Annotated in this window: 16 protein-coding genes; 11 read left to right on the top strand and 5 right to left on the bottom strand. The window is 58.9% G+C overall.

Annotated features, from left to right (window positions below; all coding sequences use genetic code 11):
* Positions 1–58: 58 nt before the first annotated feature.
* The 6 genes from recJ to FEM03_RS12805 all read left to right on the top strand — a co-directional run bounded on the left by recJ (position 59) and on the right by FEM03_RS12805 (position 8,227).
* Positions 59–1,789, top strand: a complete 1,731-nt coding sequence (gene recJ, locus FEM03_RS12830; RefSeq protein ID WP_138086657.1) for a single-stranded-DNA-specific exonuclease RecJ — start codon at positions 59–61, stop codon at positions 1,787–1,789.
* A gap of 50 nt (positions 1,790–1,839) precedes the next feature.
* Complete coding sequence (locus FEM03_RS12825; protein ID WP_138086656.1) at positions 1,840–2,061, top strand: hypothetical protein; 222 nt, start codon at positions 1,840–1,842, stop codon at positions 2,059–2,061.
* Between the two features lie 78 nt (positions 2,062–2,139).
* Positions 2,140–4,251: a prolyl oligopeptidase family serine peptidase gene (locus tag FEM03_RS12820; protein ID WP_240772764.1), complete on the top strand. Its 2,112-nt coding sequence runs from the start codon at positions 2,140–2,142 to the stop codon at positions 4,249–4,251.
* Positions 4,252–4,270: 19 nt separating this feature from the next.
* Positions 4,271–4,633: a hypothetical protein gene (locus FEM03_RS12815; RefSeq protein WP_138086655.1), complete on the top strand. Its 363-nt coding sequence runs from the start codon at positions 4,271–4,273 to the stop codon at positions 4,631–4,633.
* A gap of 152 nt (positions 4,634–4,785) precedes the next feature.
* Positions 4,786–6,105: a homoserine dehydrogenase gene (locus tag FEM03_RS12810; RefSeq protein ID WP_138086654.1), complete on the top strand. Its 1,320-nt coding sequence runs from the start codon at positions 4,786–4,788 to the stop codon at positions 6,103–6,105.
* Between the two features lie 136 nt (positions 6,106–6,241).
* Entirely contained in the window at positions 6,242–8,227 is a 1,986-nt protein-coding gene (locus tag FEM03_RS12805) for a redoxin domain-containing protein (protein WP_138086653.1), read from the top strand.
* 58 nt (positions 8,228–8,285) lie between these two features.
* Here FEM03_RS12805 and bioA read toward each other — a convergent pair whose 3' ends face one another.
* The 3 genes from bioA to FEM03_RS12790 are packed head-to-tail and all read right to left on the bottom strand — an operon-like array spanning position 8,286 to position 10,824.
* Entirely contained in the window at positions 8,286–9,536 is a 1,251-nt protein-coding gene (bioA, locus tag FEM03_RS12800; RefSeq protein ID WP_138086652.1) for an adenosylmethionine--8-amino-7-oxononanoate transaminase, read from the bottom strand.
* Positions 9,533–9,859, bottom strand: coding sequence for a putative signal transducing protein (locus FEM03_RS12795; RefSeq protein ID WP_138086651.1), 327 nt, complete (start codon positions 9,857–9,859; stop codon positions 9,533–9,535). The genes bioA and FEM03_RS12795 overlap by 4 nt, the downstream gene beginning before the upstream one ends.
* Before the next feature lie 5 nt (positions 9,860–9,864).
* Positions 9,865–10,824: a histone deacetylase family protein gene (locus FEM03_RS12790; RefSeq protein ID WP_138086650.1), complete on the bottom strand. Its 960-nt coding sequence runs from the start codon at positions 10,822–10,824 to the stop codon at positions 9,865–9,867.
* 29 nt (positions 10,825–10,853) lie between these two features.
* Here FEM03_RS12790 and recG point away from each other — a divergent pair, with 29 nt between their 5' ends.
* From recG to FEM03_RS12775, 3 genes are all read left to right on the top strand, one after another.
* A complete protein-coding gene (gene recG, locus FEM03_RS12785) occupies positions 10,854–13,013 on the top strand; it encodes an ATP-dependent DNA helicase RecG (RefSeq protein ID WP_166442824.1) in 2,160 nt (719 codons plus the stop codon).
* A gap of 21 nt (positions 13,014–13,034) precedes the next feature.
* On the top strand, positions 13,035–14,180 hold the full coding sequence (locus tag FEM03_RS12780; RefSeq protein ID WP_138086648.1) for a S1C family serine protease: 1,146 nt from the start codon (positions 13,035–13,037) through the stop codon (positions 14,178–14,180).
* 80 nt (positions 14,181–14,260) lie between these two features.
* Complete coding sequence (locus FEM03_RS12775) at positions 14,261–15,727, top strand: OmpA family protein (protein ID WP_138086647.1); 1,467 nt, start codon at positions 14,261–14,263, stop codon at positions 15,725–15,727.
* 75 nt (positions 15,728–15,802) lie between these two features.
* On the opposite strand, the gene FEM03_RS12770 is transcribed toward FEM03_RS12775, so the two are convergent.
* Entirely contained in the window at positions 15,803–16,831 is a 1,029-nt protein-coding gene (locus FEM03_RS12770) for a 3-deoxy-7-phosphoheptulonate synthase (protein ID WP_138086646.1), read from the bottom strand.
* Between the two features lie 127 nt (positions 16,832–16,958).
* Between FEM03_RS12770 and tal the strand changes: the two genes are divergently transcribed.
* Complete coding sequence (tal, locus tag FEM03_RS12765) at positions 16,959–17,912, top strand: transaldolase (RefSeq protein ID WP_138086645.1); 954 nt, start codon at positions 16,959–16,961, stop codon at positions 17,910–17,912.
* 156 nt (positions 17,913–18,068) lie between these two features.
* On the top strand, positions 18,069–18,665 hold the full coding sequence (locus FEM03_RS12760; RefSeq protein WP_138086644.1) for a hypothetical protein: 597 nt from the start codon (positions 18,069–18,071) through the stop codon (positions 18,663–18,665).
* A 454-nt stretch (positions 18,666–19,119) separates the two neighbouring features.
* On the opposite strand, the gene FEM03_RS12755 is transcribed toward FEM03_RS12760, so the two are convergent.
* Positions 19,120–19,701, bottom strand: a complete 582-nt coding sequence (locus FEM03_RS12755) for a hypothetical protein (RefSeq protein WP_138086643.1) — start codon at positions 19,699–19,701, stop codon at positions 19,120–19,122.
* Between the last annotated feature and the right edge of the window lie 202 nt (positions 19,702–19,903).

Raw genomic sequence — 19,903 nt, 5'->3', positions numbered from 1 at the left:
TCCCCACCCGCTAGCCTTACCTTGAACTGACTCACTTTTGCTTCGTCCCGACCTCACCATGCCCACTTTGCCTCAACCCCCACCCGCCCTCTGGCTGCTCAAAGAACCCGACCCCGACCAAATTCTCGCCCTCAAGGGCAGCCCGTTTCCCCCCATCGTGCAACGCCTGCTCGCCCTTCGCAAGGTCGGCGCCACCGACAAGGCCGAAGCCTTCCTCAATCCCAAACTCTCCAGCCTCACCGATCCCTTCACCATCCCCGGCATGGACGCCGCCGTGACGCGCATCCTCGAAGCCGTCGCCAAAAAACAAACCGTCATCCTCTATGGCGACTACGACGTCGACGGCGTCACCTCCCTCACGCTGCTGACCCTCACCTTGCGCGCTTACGGACTCGACCCCTGCAACTTCCTCCCCACCCGCATGGACGAAGGTTACGGGCTCAGCCACGAAGGCCTCGCCCGATGCTTCGAACAACACGGCCCACCCGACCTGCTCATCGCCCTTGACTGCGGCACCGGATCCGTCACCGAAGTCGAATGGCTGTGCGAACAGGGCGTCGACTGCGTCATCGTCGACCACCACGAGCCCGGCGCCAAACACCCTCCCTGCATCTCCCTCGTCAATCCAAAGATCACCGGCGAAAACGACTACTTCTGCACCGTCGGCCTTGTTTTCAAACTCGCCCACGCCTTGCTCAAACGTCAGCGTCCCGAGCACTTCGATCTCCGCGACCATCTTGATCTCGTCGCCCTCGGCACCGTTGCCGACCTCGTCCCTCTCCACGAAGAAAACCGCATCCTCGTCCACCGTGGCCTTGAACGACTCAGCGCCACCCCCCGCCCCGGTTTGCGCGCCCTCAAATCCATCTCCGGCATGGACGGACATGTGCAAACCCAGCACATCAGCTTCCGACTCGGTCCCCGCCTCAATGCGGTGGGCCGACTCGAAACCGCCCAAACTGCCCTTGACCTGCTGCTCTGCGACGACACCACCACCGCCCGCCTGCACGCCCAGCACCTCGACACCAGCAATCGCGAACGCCAGGACATCGAAGCCTCCGCCCAGCGCGAAGCCGTCGCCATGATCGCCGAAAATCCCCAACTCCTCGACGGTCCCGCCCTCATCATCGGCTCCCGCAACTGGCATCCTGGCGTCGTTGGCATTGTCGCCTCCCGACTCATGCGCGACCACCATCGCCCGACCATCGTCATTGCCTTCGACGAAGACGGCATGGGCAAAGGCTCCGGTCGCAGTGTTCCCGGCATTTCACTCGTCGATGCCCTTCATGCCTGCCGACCCCTCATCGAAAAAGGGGGTGGTCACGCCATGGCCGCCGGTGTTTCCTTGCGCGAGGAAAACCTCGAAGCCTTCCGCGCCGGCATGTCCACCGCCATCCAATCCCAGATCAGCGGAGACGAACTTTTACCCAAAGTCCATCTCGACGCCGAAGTCCAGTTCTCCGACCTCACCCCCGAATTTCTCGCCAGCTACGCGCGCCTCGAACCCTACGGCATGGGCAACCCCGAGCCCATTTTCCTCGCCCGGCACGTCGATCCCGATCTTCCCGGCAACGTCATCAAGGAAAAACACTGGAAACTGATTCTCAGTCAGGGCGGCGAAATCCGCTCCGCCATGTGGTTCAACGCCGAATGGTCAAATCCTCCAGCTGCTCCTTGGGACGTTATCTTCAAACTTCAACGCCAGGTCTGGCGTGGTGTTGAAAGCTGGCAACTGATGATCAACGACGTGCGGAGCTCGGCCGACGCCCCAGCGCCTGATAGAAGGTAAATCCCAAGGCCGCCAATCCGCCCAGCATCGAAACCAGCCGTAACCCGCCCATGTCGCCTGCCTGCTCAAGAGGCATCGAAATGATCGCCGTGTTTACTGAAGACGCCATCACCGCCGCCTCCATCGCTGCAAATGAACGCTCCTCCTGCGCGACAACCGCTCCGGTCATCATCGCCATTAAAGTCATTATTTGCAAAACCCGCATTCCTATGATCAAACAAACACCGTGGCCAAATGACAAGAAAAAAACATTACGGCGACAAAATATCTAGCATAAACCCTTCTAATTCATCGCGTTACTCCATCTCCCTATTCAAAAGTCGCCAACGCACATCGTCCTCACTCGTCCCATGCGTCCACTTCTTCTCATGCTCCTTATTTCATCCTCCAGTGCGACCTCCGCCCAATCGCCCAACTATCCTCCCACTGAAAAACACGACACCGTCGACACCTATCACGGCACCTCCATTCCCGACCCCTATCGCTGGCTCGAAGACGACAACTCGGAAGCCACCAAAGCCTGGGTGCAGCAACAAAACCAGCTGACCCACTCCTTCCTCCAAGAAATCCCTGCGCGCCCCGTCATCCGCCAGCGGCTCGAAAAACTCTGGAACTACGAGCGGTTCGGCATGCCCATGAAACGCGGCAGCCGCTACTTCTTCACCCGCAACACCGGCCTGCAAAATCACAGCGTCCTCTACGTCACTGAAGATCTGCAAGCCGAACCCCGCCTCCTCCTCGATCCCAACCAGCTCTCTCCCGACAACAGCATCTCCCTCAGCAGTTGGACCCCCAACGAAGAGGCCACCCTGCTCGCCTACAGTATCTCCAAAGCCGGCAGCGACTGGCAGGAATTCCGTGTCAAAAACATCCTCACCGGAGCCGACCTCCCCGACAAACTCCAGTGGATCAAATTCAGTCGACCCTCCTGGGTAAAGGACGGCAGCGGCTTTTATTATTCGCGCTTTCCCGAACCGCCTCCCGGTGCCGCCCTCACCCAGCAAAACAAAAACAAACGCCTTCATTTTCATCAGTTGGGCGACTCCCAGGAAAAGGATCGCCTTGTCTACGAACGCCCCGATCAACCTGATTGGGGCCTAAGTCCCCACGTCACCGACGATGGACGCTACCTCATCATCCACATCAGTCTCGGCTCCGATCCAAAAAATCGCCTCTACTACCAAGACCTCACCATTCCGAACGCCCCCGTCGTGCCCCTCATCGACAGCTTCGAAGCCGACTACAGCTTCATCGACAACCTCGGTCCCGTTTTCTATTTCCATACCAACAAAGACGCCCCGCGCTACCGCGTCATCGCCATCGACATCACCAGGCCCGACCCGAAAAACTGGCGCGAAATCATTCCCCAGTCAGAAGACAAACTCGAAAGCGTCTCGCTCGTCGGCGGGCAGTTCATCTGCGACTACCTCCACCACGCCCACTCCCTCATCCAGGCCCGTGACCTCGAAGGCAAACTCAAACACGAAATTCCTCTTCCCGGCATAGGCTCTGTTTATGGCTTCGGCGGTCGCCGCGACGACACCGAGACCTTCTACGTTTACACCAGCTTCACCACCCCTGCCGTCACCTATCGCCACGACCTCACCACCAATACCAGCACCCTCTACCGCAAGTCCGGCATCCAATTCGACAGCGACCCTTACACCACCGAGCAAGTCTTCGTCCCCAGCAAAGACGGCACCCCAATCCCCCTATTCATCACCCGCCGCAAAGACATCAAACTCGACGGCACCCATCCCACCGTCCTCTACGGCTACGGCGGATTTAACATCAGCCTTACTCCCGGCTTCTCGGTCAGCCGCGCCCTGTGGCTAGAAATGGGCGGCATCCACGTTACGGCCAACCTCCGTGGCGGCGGCGAATACGGGGCCGACTGGCATCGAGCCGGCACGAAACTCCAAAAACAAAACGTCTTCGACGACTTCATCGCTGCGGCCGAATGGCTCGTCGAAAAGGGCTACACCCAGTCCGCCAAACTCGCCATCCAGGGCGGCAGCAACGGGGGACTCCTGGTCGGAGCCTGCATGACTCAGCGTCCCGAACTCTTCGGTGCCGCCCTCCCGTCGGTGGGTGTCATGGACATGCTGCGTTATCATCAATTTACCATCGGCTGGGCCTGGGCCGACGACTACGGCACCAGCGACAACCCCGATGAGTTCAAAGCCCTGCTCGCCTATTCCCCCCTTCACAACCTCAAGCCGGGCATCAAATATCCCACCACCCTCATCACCACCGCTGACCACGACGACCGCGTTGTCCCCGCCCACAGCTTCAAATTCGCCGCCACCTTGCAGGAACATCAAGCCAAAGACGGCCCTCCCGTCCTCATCCGCATCGAAACCAGCGCCGGTCACGGCAGCGGCACCGCCCTCAATAAAATCATCGAAGAAACCACCGACGAACTAGCGTTTCTCACGTGGGCCCTCAAACTGAAGCCTTAAACCAGCGTTCCCTATCTCTATGAGCCCCGATGACATCCTGAGACGCATCAGAAACCAACGAAGAGAACACACTCCACATCCATTCAAGTCGGGTGGTGCAGGACTGGACGATTTTGTCATTCTCCATACCTTGTTCAATAACGTATCAGATGCAGATCTAAATCTATACCTGGATGAAATTGACTTGGTGGGACTCGGTCATTCTGATTGTATTTCTTGTTCAGCCAAGATCGCCGTGTTCTGCGAAATATTCACTCGTGAACGTTTAGAAGATCGAAATGCTCTGTATGAAAAGATCTATGATGACATTGTGAAATGCTCTCAGTCCACTGATCGCAACTTTAAAGAGGAAGTTTATCAGTTGTTTGTCACCCATCAATGAAGAGACAAATGCGAATGGCATCTTGAGGACTCGTGTTCTAGCTGCTCAAGCCTCCTGATCCCTGGAAATAGCCTCAGCACAGTCACCACTCCCCAAACCACAAGGTTGCCAGCCCCCTCGCCCCGTGCATGTTGTGACCCCTTCCATCCATCATGCCGACTCCCGCCACTCAAACCCATCGCATCGTCCGAATCGGTCTCGCCGGACTCGGCAACGTCGGCGCTGGCGTTTACAAAAATCTTGCCAAAAATGCCGGTCTCTTGCGCGAACGCACCGGCTGCCTGCTCCACGTCAGCAAAGTGGCCGTGCGCGACCTCTCCCGCTCCCGCGATTGCGAAGTCCCCGAACCCATCCTCACCACCGACTGGCGCGACCTCGTCAACGATCCCAAAATCGACGTCATCGTGGAACTCATCGGCGGCACCGAAACCGCCTTCGAACTTGTCAGCGCCGCCCTCCACGCCAAAAAACCCGTCGTCACCGGCAACAAAGCCCTCCTCGCCGAACGCGGCCAGGAACTCTTCGCCCTTGCCGAAGTCAACCGCACGCCCATCTATTTCGAAGCCGCCGTCGCCGGAGGCATCCCCATCATTCAGACCGTTCAGGAAGGATTCGTCGGCAACCACATCCGCAGCATCCACGGCATCATCAACGGCACCTGCAACTACATCCTCACCCGCATGCGCGACGCGGGCATCAGTTACCAGGAAGCCCTCGACGAAGCCCAAAAACTCGGCTACGCCGAAGCCGATCCCACCCTCGACGTCAGTGGCTGGGACGCCGCCCACAAAGCCATCATCCTCGCCTCCCTCAGCTACGGCTATTGGGTAAAACCCGAGGACGTTCTCGTCGAAGGCATCCAAAATATCCACCTCGCCGACATGGCCTTTGCCGACAAACTCGGCTACGGCATCAAACTTCTCAGCGTCATCCGCGCCGATGCCGAAGGCCGCGTCGAAGTGCGCACCCAGCCCTCGCTTCTCCCCAAATCCCACATCCTCGCCAGCGTCGGTGGTGCCTACAACGCCGTGCTCGTCAACGGCGACATCGTTGGCGAAACCCTCTTTTACGGCAAAGGTGCCGGTCAGGACCCCACTTCCTCCAGCGTCATCAGCGACCTTGCTGAAGCCGCCGCCACCCTCGTTTTCGGTGCCCGCCACAGCGGCTTCGTCCCTCACGGACTCTACGGCAAAGGCAAGCCCATCGACGAAACGGTCAGCCACTATTACGTCCGCCTCAGCGTCGACGACAAACCGGGCGTTCTCGGCAAAGTCGCCACCCTCTTCGGCGACCGCGGCATCGGCATCTCCAGCGTGGTCCAGCCCGAAGACCTCAGCGCCGACCACACCCATCTCGTCCTCATGCTCGACGACGCCCCCTTGAAAGTCATGCGCGAAGCCATCGCCGCCATCAGCGCCTTCGACAGCGTCCGCGAAGCTCCCGTCTGGCTCCGCGTCGAGACCATGGAATAGATTCTACGAAAGTAGAAGGCCCGTCCCGGGCCTTTCAAATAACCACAAGGCTCGGGACGAGCCTTCTACTTTCCACACCCCCGCGCAACCAACCCCCTTCACCCGGGTTTCAATTCCCACGCCCACGTTCAAACCCATGACCAAAAAAGTCATCCTCCCATTTCTCGCCATCATCGCCATCCTCACCAGTTGGTCGCAGCTCCACCTCTCCGCCCAGACCCCCGAGGAACGCTTCAACGCCTACGACACCAACCAGGACGGCATCCTTTCCGGCGACGAAATGAACGCTGCCGAAATCCTCCGCCGACTCGACCTCAACAACGACGGCACCCTCACCAAATCCGAAGCCGTCCGCGCCCTTCAACAATTCCGCAAAAATCGCCCCGCCAATCCTACTCCTGCACTCAATCCCACCTTCACCCAGGATACCACCCTCAAGGAACAACCCCAACTCCTCAAACCCGCCGACCACCAAATCGGCCACCTCATCACCCATCCCGCGCTGCAATCCCTCACCCAAAAAAAGAACTCCGTCCTGCTCATCCTCTTCAGTGCCACCTGTCCCATCAGCAATAAACTCGGACCCGAAATCGCCCGCATCGAAGCCGATTACTCAGACAAACCCTTCACCATCCGACTCGTCAACACCGTCCCCACCGACACCCAGGAAGACCTCACCCAGTTCATCAAAGCGCACAACCTCCGCTCTCCCATCGTAAACGATCCCGACCAGTCCCTCCTCCAACAACTTCGCGCCACCACCACCACCGAAACTTTCGTTATCGACCCCGCCAACACCCTCGTCTACCGCGGCGCCATCAACGACCAATACGGACTCGGCTACACCAAAGCCGACCCCAGAAATCACTACCTCCGCAACGCCCTCGACTCCGTCCTCAATCATCAACCTCCGCAAATTGCCGCCACCACCGCCCCCGGCTGCGCCCTCGACTTGCCCGCCAATGCCCCATCCAACACCACGATCACCTACCACAACCAGATCGCCCGGCTGATGCAGAGCCACTGCATTGAATGCCACCGCAAAGACGGACTCGGTCCCTTTCCCCTCGAAACCATGGCCGACCTCATCGACAACGCCGGCATGATCCGCAAACAAGTCGACCGCGGTGCCATGCCGCCCTGGTTCGCCCATCACCCGACTGGCGAAACCTCAACCCCCACGCTGTGGGCCAACGACCGCGCGCTCCCCGAAGCCGACAAAGCCACCCTCCTCCAATGGCTCGCCTCCGACCGCCCCGCCGGCGATCCCGACCTGGCCCCCGTCCCCCGCCAGTTTGCCTCCACCTGGAACATTGGCCAGCCCGACACCATCCTGCAAATCCCCAAACCCTTCCAAATCAAAGCAGAGGGCGTCATGGCCTACCAAACCGCCATCGTGACCACCGACTTCCCCACCGACCGCTGGGTCAGCGCCTACGAAATCCAGCCCACCGCCCCCAGCGTCGTCCATCACGTCATCGTCCGCGTCCATCCCAAAGGCACCAAAGTCACCGACCACCGAGAAGGTGCCGACGGATTCTGGGCCGCTTATGTCCCCGGCAACGCCAGCCGCATCCTGCCCGATGGCTTCGCCAAAAAACTCCCCGCCGGAGCCATCCTCAGCTTTCAGATCCACTACACCCCCAACGGCAAAGCTACCGAAGATCAGATCAAGATCGGTCTCAAATTCGCCACCAAACCTCCCCAAAACGAAATCCACATTGCCGCCGTTGCCCAGCCCCGCCTCAACATTCCCCCCGGCGCTCCCCGCCATGTCGTCACCAAACAACAACCCGCCCCGTTCGACATGATGCTCACCGGCTACATGCCTCACATGCACGTCCGCGGCGTCGCCTTTAAATACGACATCACTTATCCCGACCAGCAAAAGGAAACCCTTCTAGACATCCCTCATTACGACTTCAACTGGCAGCTGCAATACACCTACAAGCAGCCCAAGTTCATTCCCAAAGGCAGCGTCATGACCATCACCGCCGCCTTCGACAACAGCACCAACAATCCCGCCAACCCCGACCCCACCCAAACCGTCCGCTGGGGCTCCCAAACCTACGACGAAATGATGATCGGCTACATCGAGCACTACGTCCCCTTACAAAAGTAGAAGGCTCGTCCCGAGCCTTTCATCCAAATCCAAGTCCCGGGACGGGCCTTCTACTTTCTCACCCACAAACCTCCTCAATCCCCAGCCTCAGCGCTTCCACCATCTGACCCATCTCTGCATGGGTCACACACAGCGGCGGCATCAACACCAGCGTGTTCAACACCGGCCTCGTCAGCAACCCAAACTTCCTGGCCGCCACACACACCCGCGCCCCCGTCCCCGGCGGTTGATCCCGCAGCTCGATTCCCGCAATCATCCCACATCGGCGCACCTCCAAAACCTGCGGCATCGCTCCCAAACTTCCCACCAGCCCCGCAAACACCTCCATCTTCGCCGCCAAGCCCTCCATCACCCGCTCCTCGCGAAACACCCGCAGACTCCCCAGCGACGCCGCGCATCCCAACTGACTCGCGGTGTAACTGTGCCCATAATAAAAGGCCCGACCCTCCCCTAAAAATCCCTCAAACACCCGCTCCGTCGTCAGCGTCGCCGCCATGGGCAAATACCCACCGGTCAGCCCCTTCGCCAGACACAAAAAATCCGGCACCACGTCTTCCTGCTGACACGCAAACATCGTCCCGGTTCGACCAAACCCCGTCATCACCTCATCCAAAATCAAAAACACCTCATTTTCCCGACACCACGTCTCCAGCTCTTTCAGCATCCCCTTCGGCCACAACCGCATCCCCGCCGACCCTTGAATCAACGGCTCCACAATCACCGCCGCCACCCGCGCCACATCCACTCCCAAACTTCTCAGCGCCTCCAAATCCTTCACCCGCTGCACCCCATAACCAAAATGATTCGCTGCGCCCTTGAACAACGGAATCCCCCCCAAACTCGCCGCCCCCAACGTGTCGCCATGATATGCTGCATCAAACCCCACCATCCCCAATTTCTCCGGCCGGCCGTTCTGCTGCCAGAACTGCAACGCCATGCGCACCGCACACTCGATCGCCGTTGACCCATCATCCGAAAAAAACACCCTCGGCAAACCCGCCAGCTCCGCCAGTTCCCGCCCCAAAGCCATCGCCGGTTCATGCGTAAACCCCAAAAACGACGTGTGCGCCACCCGGTCCACCTGCTCCTTGATCGCCGCATTGATGACAGGATGCCCATGCCCATGAATGTTCGTCCAGATTGAAGAATTCCCATCCAGATACTTGCGCCCCTCCTGATCCCACAACCAGCACCCCTCTCCTCGCACCAGCGCCAGCGGTTCATGCTCCTCCGCGCACCACTCCCGCATCGGCGTGAACGGATGCCAAAGATGCTCTTTATCCAGACGACAACGATCCCCAACATTCATCCCGCGACCTCCTCATCCCGCAGCGTCTCGCATTTCCAGCAACTCCCAAACTCCCCCGGAACCGACTCCCCACATTTCACGCACTGCCACTCATCTGCCACCACCCGACTGTCCCCCACAAAACCCCTGACCAACTCCAACGCAGCCGGAACATCCTCATCATTCAAGACGCACAACTTCGGATAAAACATCGGCAACAACGAATGTGCCATCATCGAATTCGTATGCTCATTCTGGATGTAACAAGCAATCCCGGCCCCCTCCAAAACCGACTTCAAAAAGCCCACCCGTGTGTAATCCCTGTCCGTAAATACCTGCTTCATAAAAATCACTTGTCGCCCGTTAAAGCCCCCACATGCGCCACCACCGCACTCGTCAAACCCTCCACATTATACCCACCCTCCAGCACCGACACCACCCTTCCGTCACAATACGAATCCGCAAACCCCATCAGCTCCCGCGTCAACTCCGCAAAATCTTCATCGGTCAGCGTAAACCGACCCAGCGGATCATCCACTCGCGAATCAAACCCCGCCGAGATCATCACCAAATCCGGTTTGAACTTCGCCGCCACCGGCAACACCTGATCCCGCAAAATCGCCCCGATCTGTTTCATCCCCGATCCTCCCGGCAAAGGCGCATTCATCGTCAATCCCTTGCCCTTCCCTTCGCCCATCTCCTCCGCCCAGCCCGTGTAAGGATACCACGGCGCCTGGTGCACACTAAAAAACAGCACCGACCCATCCTCATAAAATACATCCTGCGTCCCGTTCCCGTGATGCCCATCCCAATCCACAATAAAAACCTTCTCCGCCCCCATCTTCGCCTGCGCAAACCGCGCCCCAATCGCCACATTGTTGAACAAACAAAACCCCATTCCCTGCTCAGGCCGTGCATGATGACCCGGCGGACGCACCGCACAAAACGCATTCCTCAACTGCCCCGCCATCACCTCCTCCACCGCCCCCACCCCCCCCCCCCCCGCCCGCGCCCCCACCCCCAACGACGCCTCCGAAATCTCCGTATCCCCCGTCCTCAAATCCGACCGCCCCGCCGCCCCATCCCGCTTCACAATTTCCAGATACTCGCGCGAATGACAGCGCAAAATCGCCTCCTCCTCCGCCATGGTTTGCGTCAATTTTGCCGTCCTCTCCACCAGCCCCGCCCCCTTCAAACCCTTCGCCACCGCCCGCAAACGATCCGCCCGTTCCGGATGCCCCGCACCCGTATCATGGTTCAAATAAACCTCGTCCAAAAGCAGACCCGTCGATGGAGAAGCAGATGACATCACCCCAACATCCTGCCACCATTCCGCCAATGCCACAAGCCGCAAGCATCCATCTGCAAACCCCCATCAGCGAAATCCTCGTCATCCCCACCCCCACCCGCACGCTTCTCATCCGCGAAGGCATCGAAACCGCCGCCGACCTCCTCCACATTCTCCCCGCCCGGCACGAAGACCGCCGGCAGCTCACCTTCACCGGCTTTCATCCCGACCCCAACCCCGTCTGCCATCACCTGCGCATCCTCAGCACCCGACTCCTGCGCTTCGGTCGCAGCGCCGTGTTCGAAGCCACCACGGTTCCCGCAAGCGCCCGCTTCAGCCAGCACCAATTGACCCTCCGCTGGTTCGGCATGCCCTTCATGCAACGCGCCCTTGCCGTCGACATGAACCTCATCGTCTACGGCAAAATCAAAGAGATAAAGAGCCGTCTCATCATCGACCACCCCGACTACGAAATCCTCCTCGAAGAAGACACCGATCCCACCGCGCCCCGCATCCACACCGGTCGCATCGTCCCCATCTACCGACTGCGCGGCAACCTCAAACAAAAACCCCTGCGCACCGCCCTCTGGCATCTCCTCCAAGACCTCGACCCCTCCGCCCTCCCCAACCTCCTGCCCACGCCGAAGGCCACCGGCGAATTCTCCGGCTACACCCGTGCCAAAGCCATTCAAACCCTCCATCATCCCCCCGACCTCGACACTCTCACCCAGGCCCGACGTTACCTCGCCCTCGAAGAGTTTTATCTCCTCCAACTGCGCCTGCTTCATCATCGTCATCAACACCGGCTCCATAGCGGCAATCCCCAAAAACCTCCCGGCAACCTCCTTCAATCTTTCCTTCAAAACCTCCCCTTCGACCTCACCGCCGCCCAGCTCCGCAGTCTCAACGAGATCCGCCAGGACATGGCTGATCCCATCCCCATGAACCGACTCCTTCACGGCGATGTCGGCAGCGGCAAAACCGTCGTTGCCCTCGCCGCCATGCTCGTCGCCGTCGAATCCGGTCATCAAGCCGCCCTCATGGCTCCCACCCAGATCCTTGCCGAGCAGCACTATCAAAACGCCCAACGCTGGCTCACCCCCCTCGGCCTCCGTGTGTCCCTCCGCACCGCCGATAAACGTAACACGGGCATTCTGCCGGTGCGTGAGACAGACATCCTGTCTGTCCCGTCTGACACCACGTGCACCCCAAAAACCCACGACCAACTCCCCGAACACCTTCCCCACATTCTCATCGGCACCCACGCCCTTCTCTACGACCGCGTCAGCCTTCCGCAACTCAGCCTCGCCGTCATCGACGAACAACACAAATTCGGCGTCGCCCAGCGCGCCCGACTCATCGCCCAAAGCGACACCATCCCCGATGTGCTCGTCATGACCGCCACCCCCATCCCGCGCACGCTCACCCTCACGCTCTACGGCGACCTCGATGTCTCCACCATCGACGAACGCCCGCGCGAACGTGGCAAAATCATCACGGCCGTCCGCGACTCCACCAAACTCAAGGACATCACCGCCTTCCTCAAAACCCAACTCGACGAGGGCCGCCAGGCTTACATCGTCCATCCGCTCATCGAAGAATCCGAAAAACTCGACGCCAGCGCCGCCATCACCGGACACGCCACCTGGAGCAAACGCCTCAAAAAACACCACGTCGGACTCCTCCACGGCCGCATCGATTCCGAAACCAAGGACACCGTCATGCGCAAGTTTCGTGACAACGAAATCCAGGCCCTCGTCACCACCACCGTCATCGAAGTCGGCGTCGACGTCCCCAACGCCACCGTCATGATCATCCATGACGCCGCCCGCTTCGGCCTCGCCCAACTCCATCAGCTCCGCGGTCGCATCGGACGCGGCACCCACACCTCCTATTGCATCCTGCTCATCGATAAAAACGACGAAGAAGCCCGCCAGAAACTCACCATACTCGAGCAAACCTCCGACGGATTCCAAATCGCCGAAGAAGACCTGCGCCGACGCGGCCCTGGCGACCTCCTTGGCAGCATGCAAAGCGGTCAGGCACCCCTCCGATTCCACGAACTCCTCGCCGACACCCGGCTCCTCACCCTCGCCCGACAGCTCGCCACCCGGACCCTCATCCAAGATCCCAACCTCACCCAGCCCGACCACGCATTGCTCCGTCCTTTCGTGCTGGACTCCCTCCCCGTTCGCACCACCTTACAGTAAGCAAACTCAACCGTCCCCTCCATGTCCCACGTCCGCCGCATCTTCCTCGCGCTCCTTCTCTTCATCCTCGCTGGCTGGCTCTACAAACAATGGCGCACCCGCCAGCCCAACGAAGGCCTGTTTGACCTCCTCGACAAAAAACCCGACAGCACCGCGCCGTCATCAACATCGACACCAGCAACCCCTCCATCGCTACCGACCCCACCCAACCGCACCGCCACTCCCGCCCTCAGCCGCCTTGATGAAGAAATTTCCGCGCTCGCCCAGCGGACCCTTCCTTGTGTCGTCAGCATCGACACCCAAAACCTCCAAAAGGAACGACTCAACAGCCTCTTCAGCCGCCTCGAAGTCGTCCCCAGTCTCGGCTCCGGCGTCATCATCACCAAGGAAGGCCACATTCTCACCAATCACCACGTTATCGCCAACGCCCTCGAAATCCGCGTCACCACCAACGACCAAAAAAGCTACAAAGCCGAGTTCATCGGCACCAATCCAAAGGCCGACATCGCCGTCATCAAAATCGTCGATGCCGACCATAACTTTCCCGTTTTGAAATTCGCCAATTCCGATCAGGTAAGAGTCGGTCAGACTGTCTTCGCTGTCGGCAACCCTTTCGGTCTCAGCGGATCCTTCACCCAGGGCATCATCAGCGCGCGCCGCAACAGCGCCCAAACCGGCAACATTTTTCAAACCGATACCGTCATCAACCCCGGCAACTCTGGCGGCCCGCTCGTCGACATCCACGGTGAAATCGTCGGCATCAACTTCTCCATCCGCAGCGGCAACTCACAAGTCAACACCTGGCAGGGCGTCGGATTCGCCATCCCCGCCAACGAAGCACGCGTTGCCTTCGACACCATCATCAAAGAAAAAACCGTCCCCACCGGCTTCCTCGGCATCACCATGGACGAAGTCGTGATCGAGGTCAGCCCCGGTCGCATCGGCGTCACCATCAACGAAGTCGTCCCCCAATCCTCCGCCGCCAACGCCGGGCTGCGCCCCGACGACGTCATCATCGGCCTCAATGGCGACCCCCTCGAACACCCTGACGAAGTGTATATCGTTGCCAGCGCCACCCCCATCGGTCGCTCCATCGTCTTCGACATCCTTCGCAACCAACAACGCCGCACCATCACCGCCACCATGCAGCCGCGCCCGCAGGATTGAGGCTGATCCCATCTTGATCTTTGACGCCAACGCCATCCCATGCTTCCCTAGACCAATAGCCCATCGTGCTGGAATATTAAATGCTTATGCTCCCCGCCCTTCGTCAGCACCCCGGTCTCAAAAACCCACGCGGCAACGCTCTTGCCCCCTTGCTCATCATCGTCGCCGCCCTGGCTGCCAGCGTTGCCGTGTTCTTCATCTTCACGAAAAAACGCATCGAAGAAAAAGCTGCAGCATCAGCCGTTGCCTCCGCTCCAAGCACTCCTGTCGCCACCGCGCCTGTCGCTCCAAAATCCACCGATCCCAAACCGGCCGCTCCTCCCTCACCCGCTCCGGCTCCTGCTCCTCCCGCCAAACCCGCCTTCGGTTTCGCCCGTCCTGCCGATCTTGGAGAACAACTCGCGCGCAGCATGAGTGCGCCCGACCTCTCCGAAGCCGCCGCCCTCATTGCCGCTGGCGATCCTGCCCAGCAACCCGCCGTCCTCGAAACCCTGCGCAAACTCAAAGATCTCGGCTACCTGCCCGCCAAACCCGATCAAGTTCAAATCATCGGCCAGACCGGCAGCACCCTGCGCCTCGCCATCCCCCTTCTTAATCGCGACAACAGCCCCTCTCCCCACCGTCTGCTGATCGACGTGATCAAGGACGACAAAATGGGCTGGAAAGTCGCCGGCATCGCCCTTCCCAAAGAACTCGCCCCCGCCCTCGCCAGCGCACCCGCCGCTTCGCCCACAACCTCAACACCAGGTTCTGCTCCCGCTCCAGGCATGAAACCCGCCCCCATGCCTCTCATCAGCGTAGCGGAAGAGCCCGACTCCCTCACCTTTGCCTCCGACTTCGTCACCGCGCTTCTTAAGCCCGATTACGAAACCGCCCGCAAACACATCGACGAAGAACGCGTCTCCAGCATCAAACTCGCCGCCCTCTGCATCGTGTTTGAAGACGGCCAATACAGCCTCCAGCGCAACCGTCCTCTCATGAGCACCGTCGCCACAGACACCACCAGCTGGATCATCGCCAAGGTGCAGTCCAAACTCAGCAGCGAAGGCACCGAATTTGGTCTCGAAATGGAAAAACTTCCCCAACAAGGCTGGCGCGTCATCGGACTCAACCTTTCCAAAATCCTCGAGGACAACGCCAAATCCTCCCCTCAAGCCGGCGTCCCTTACACCCCTCTCGTCAGCAATCCCAAAGGCGGCGAATCCATCGCCCTTTATTTCGAATACGACTCCGACATCCTTCATCCCCGCGCCAAACGCCAGCTTGAAATCGTCGCCGGCATTCTCAAAGCCAGCCCCGCCAGCAAACTGAAAATCGGCGGTTACACCGACGCCATGGGCAGCGACCGCTACAATCTCAACCTCTCCAACAAACGCGCCGCCGCCGTCAAACAAGCCCTCCTCGACTTCCAGGGCCCCCTCGCCCAAGTCGAAACCGGGGGCTTCGGTGCTGCTGACCCTCTGTTCCCCACCGTAAACCCCGCCGGCACCGACAACCCCGACGGTCGCTCAAAAAACCGCCGAGCCGAGATCCTCCTCGATTTTTAAGAAAGTAGAAGGCTCGTCCCGAGCCTTTCATTTCACAGCAAAAGGGCCGGGACGGCCCTTCTACTTTCCACAAACTCAAACCTCCCGCAACAACGCCACCGTCGTCTCCCAGTCAATGCACTGATCCGTGATCGACTGTCCATACACCAACGCCTCGCGCGACTCTGCCATCGCCTGCGCCCCGGCCACCAGGTTGCTCTCCAGCATCGCCCCAATAATCCCCGTCGCCCCTGCCTTCCGCTGCCTCACGATCTCCCGGAACGTGTCCGGCATCTTGCGGCAATCCTTGCCGCAGTTCGCATGGCTCGCATCGATCATCACCTTCGGTGCCAGTCCATTTTTCTGCAACGCCGCCAGCGCCTGGCCCACCGACCCCTCATCAAAATTCGGCCCCTCATCGCCGCCTCGTAAAATCAAATGACTGGCCGCATTGCCCGTCGTTGTCACCACGCTCGCCCGCCCTTCCTCATTGATCCCCAAAAATGTCTGCGGCTGCATCGCCGCCTTGATGCCATTGATCGCCGCCACCACCGAACCCGCCGTCGCATTTTTGAAACCCACCGGCATCGACAACCCGCTCGCCATCTGACGGTGCGTCTGAGACTCCGTCGTCCGCGCCCCGATCGCACTCCAGCAAGTCAGATCCGCGATGAATTGCGGCGTGATCGGGTCCAGCATCTCCGTCGCCGTCGGCAACCCCAGCTCCAGCACCTCACGCAAGAACGTCCGCGCCATGCGCAGTCCGGTCGGAATGTCATTCGTCCCATCCAGATGCGGATCCATGATCAACCCCTTCCATCCCACCGTCGTGCGCGGTTTTTCAAAATACACCCTCATCACCAGCAACATCCGGTCCTTCACCTCCTCCGCCAACCCCGCCAGACGCTGCGCATATTCCCGACCCGCCTTCAGATCATGGATCGAACAAGGCCCCACGATCACCAAAAACCGCTCATCCACGCCCGCCAGCACCCGGGCGATCTCCTCGCGCGACTTCACCACAAATCCCGCATGCGCATCACTGCGGGGAATTTCCCGACTCAACACCTGCGGTGCAGGCAGGGGAGTGTTCGCGACAACATGAAGATCAGAAACCCGGGGCATATCGCTCAGCCTCACGTGGGCTTCCCCCACGGTCAAGACCAAACCCAACATCAAAAATCCCCTCACCATTTCGCCACTTGCCCCTTTGCCACAACCGACCTATCATCTCACCCCTAATCGTAAAGTCATGAACCAACTCGACCAACTCAAGCAGCACACCACCGTGGTGGCAGACACCGGCGACTTCGAAGCCATGCGCGCCTACAAACCCCAGGACGCCACCACCAATCCCTCCCTCATCCTCGCCGCCTCCCAAAAGGCCGAATACAAGCCCCTCGTCGACAAGGCCATTGCCGACCACAAAGGCTCCTCCCTCAGCGGTGCCGGGCTGCTTGACGCCATCACCGACTCCATCCTGGTGAACTTCGGCATCGAGATCCTCAAAATCGTTCCCGGTCGCGTTTCCACCGAGGTCGACGCCCGTCTTTCCTTCGACACCGACGCCAACATCAGCAAAGCCCGCCACATCATCGGTCTTTACGAAAAAGCCGGCATTCCCCGCGAGCGCATCCTCATCAAAATCGCCTCCACCTGGGAAGGTATCAAAGCCGCTGAAGTGCTTCAAAAAGAAGGCATCAACTGCAACCTCACCCTTTTGTTCTCCCTCGCCCAGGCCGTTGCCTGCGCCGAAGGCGGCATCAAACTCATCTCTCCTTTCGTTGGTCGTATCCTCGACTGGTATAAGAAGAGCACCGGCAAAGACTACACCCCTGCGGAAGACCCCGGCGTGCTTTCCGTCACCGAGATCTACAACTATTACAAACACTTCGACTACAAAACCGAAGTCATGGGTGCCAGCTTCCGCAACAAAGGCGAGATCACCGAACTCGCCGGCTGCGACCTGTTGACCATCAGCCCCGGTCTCCTCGGCGAACTTCAGGCCGCTGATGAACCCATCGAACCAAAACTCAACGCCGCCAACGCCAAGAGCCTCAGCATCGAAAAACTCGTCAACGACGAAAAAACCTTCCGTTGGTCTCTCAACGAAGACGCCATGGCCACCGAAAAAACCGCCGAAGGCATCCGCAACTTCGCCAAGGACATCGTCAAACTCGAGACCATGCTCACCGCCGCCCTGTAATCCGATTCGATTTAACTCGACGGCACAGCTTCTACTTCATCAAAAACCGGCACCCGCAAAGGCTGCCGGTTTTTTTTATGGTTGCGCATTTTCGCACCAAGTATTGACTACTTGAGATAGTCTCAAAGAAGCACTTCCCCCCCCTTTTTTGGAAACATGCCAACCAACGTTCGAACACTCATCGCCCTGTTTCTCAGCGGAATCCTGTGTTCCTGCGATCCTCCCCGCTATACCATCGACCCCAAACTGTCGATGGCTGACGTGCTGCATTTTGACAAGCCAGCCAACCTTTTCCCCATTCGGATTGAAAACCATTCTTCACACTGGCTAGATACTTACGGACAACCCTTGGCGGCCTACCATTTCGGGGACAGTCAGGCTACGGAATACAGTTATACCATCTCCGTCTTCAAAATAGGTGAAGCATTCGGTGAGAAACGAAAATCTCAGGAAGCTTTCAGTATCGAACTCCAGAAGAAGATGCAATCGGCAGGGAACAAAAAAGCGAAACCCGTCGGTTTTCGTGAACAGTCTGAAAGACAGGTGCTTCATGTGTTTCTTGGTGCAGGCCCGGGTGGCGAGGGAAGTGGCCTGCTTTTCAAACATCGCACGGCACCGATTGAAATCCTCGTTGTTCAGCACATTGCTTATTTTGATCCTCCTGCCGATGGGGCCAGCAAACCCGACGCAAAACCGAGAATCAACGTTCACGATGCAGTGGACGCCCTGGAAAATATGGTCACCGTCCACTGAGACCCCTGACCAACGAATATGGGGCGGAAGCGACACAGGACGTCAAAGCGTGGCGAGCATCCCCGCCGCTTCCCGTTCGCCGTCTAACGTCAAGAGGGCAATAGTCGATCATTTGGTCAGCAACCGTTGACCTTGGTGGCCTTTGTCTCGAAGCAGGCAACACGGGATTTAGGCATGAACCGTCCTCACGGGGATTGAAAGAGATGACAAATGCCAAGGATGATCAAAACGGCGAAGATGAATCCGAACGTTGTGGCCAGAACCGACTCACTGCCGCAAGATGGATCCATGCGAATGCGACCCAACGAAAGCAACCGGACGGTCCGCACGCCGATCTTGGCAAAAAGAGCATCAAAGGCCAACGAGGCGAGGCCGAATGCAAAAAGAGCGCTCCAGCCAAGAACGAGAACAATGATGTCAGCTTGGGGCATAACGTTCAAGCCCATCGGACGGGCTATAGCCCGTTCGATGCGCCGCCTTGTTGTGCCCGCGTTTCTGTTGCTAGTGGGTGGGGATTGCTCGGGAGCGATTGGGTGCTGTAATGGTTTTTCATCAGGTAGTTGTGCAAGATCCCAAAGTCTTCTGGTGTCTCGAAAGAATGGTAGACGGTCGTGTAAACGATCCATCCTTTGAGTTCGCTCCCGGATCGTGTCAAGAAGCCGGAGAGCCCCTCCGAATCTGTCCAATCATGTTCGCCGGATGAGCGGTTAAGTATGAAGACCGTTCCGTCATCTGGAAAATAGAAATAATGCGAGCCAGGCCGAACCCCGCCAAAATAGCTCGCGATCGATTCGTGATCAGCACCTGAGTAGGGTTCAGCGTCCCCCGGATCGTTCCCGCTGTTGGTGTCCGAACACGAATTCAGAAGCAGGGCATTGCAGAGGGATAAAATGAGAAGAGCTGGTCGCATTTTCTTTGGCACAACGATGCGCATCACTCGCCGAAGGAACCCAAGCGACTGAAGGTTGAGTGCATGAGCCTTGTTGAACGAAGCCGCTTCGCGGGGGTGAGGCTGGTGCGGGGCGTGGATCGGCATGAACACGGTGGGTTTACAAACATGTCAGGGACCTTAGGCAGGCGGAACCTGGCGGCTTATGAAAACTATTTCTTTCAACCTATCCGACCTCGTCCGCTTCATCAATCTTAAATCCTTTTGGGCTCACACCCGCACGCAGTATGTGCGCTGATTCTCGCGCCTCGCTTCTCATCATGGCGTAGAGTGCGCTTTGCAGAGATTC

This window comes from Phragmitibacter flavus (assembly GCF_005780165.1).
In the GTDB taxonomy this organism is placed as follows: Bacteria; Verrucomicrobiota; Verrucomicrobiia; order Verrucomicrobiales; family Verrucomicrobiaceae; genus Phragmitibacter; species Phragmitibacter flavus.
This window is presented reverse-complemented; position numbering and strand designations above follow the sequence as displayed.

Coding starts and splice junctions, on each gene's coding strand:
- recJ (WP_138086657.1), top strand. CDS start 59: ATGCCCACTTTGCCTCAACCCCCACCCGCCCTCTGGCTGCTCAAAGAA.
- FEM03_RS12825 (WP_138086656.1), top strand. CDS start 1,840: ATGTCGCCTGCCTGCTCAAGAGGCATCGAAATGATCGCCGTGTTTACT.
- FEM03_RS12820 (WP_240772764.1), top strand. CDS start 2,140: ATGCGTCCACTTCTTCTCATGCTCCTTATTTCATCCTCCAGTGCGACC.
- FEM03_RS12815 (WP_138086655.1), top strand. CDS start 4,271: ATGAGCCCCGATGACATCCTGAGACGCATCAGAAACCAACGAAGAGAA.
- FEM03_RS12810 (WP_138086654.1), top strand. CDS start 4,786: ATGCCGACTCCCGCCACTCAAACCCATCGCATCGTCCGAATCGGTCTC.
- FEM03_RS12805 (WP_138086653.1), top strand. CDS start 6,242: ATGACCAAAAAAGTCATCCTCCCATTTCTCGCCATCATCGCCATCCTC.
- bioA (WP_138086652.1), bottom strand. CDS start 9,536: ATGAATGTTGGGGATCGTTGTCGTCTGGATAAAGAGCATCTTTGGCAT.
- FEM03_RS12795 (WP_138086651.1), bottom strand. CDS start 9,859: ATGAAGCAGGTATTTACGGACAGGGATTACACACGGGTGGGCTTTTTG.
- FEM03_RS12790 (WP_138086650.1), bottom strand. CDS start 10,824: ATGTCATCTGCTTCTCCATCGACGGGTCTGCTTTTGGACGAGGTTTAT.
- recG (WP_166442824.1), top strand. CDS start 10,854: ATGCCACAAGCCGCAAGCATCCATCTGCAAACCCCCATCAGCGAAATC.
- FEM03_RS12780 (WP_138086648.1), top strand. CDS start 13,035: ATGTCCCACGTCCGCCGCATCTTCCTCGCGCTCCTTCTCTTCATCCTC.
- FEM03_RS12775 (WP_138086647.1), top strand. CDS start 14,261: ATGCTTATGCTCCCCGCCCTTCGTCAGCACCCCGGTCTCAAAAACCCA.
- FEM03_RS12770 (WP_138086646.1), bottom strand. CDS start 16,831: ATGCCCCGGGTTTCTGATCTTCATGTTGTCGCGAACACTCCCCTGCCT.
- tal (WP_138086645.1), top strand. CDS start 16,959: ATGAACCAACTCGACCAACTCAAGCAGCACACCACCGTGGTGGCAGAC.
- FEM03_RS12760 (WP_138086644.1), top strand. CDS start 18,069: ATGCCAACCAACGTTCGAACACTCATCGCCCTGTTTCTCAGCGGAATC.
- FEM03_RS12755 (WP_138086643.1), bottom strand. CDS start 19,701: ATGCCGATCCACGCCCCGCACCAGCCTCACCCCCGCGAAGCGGCTTCG.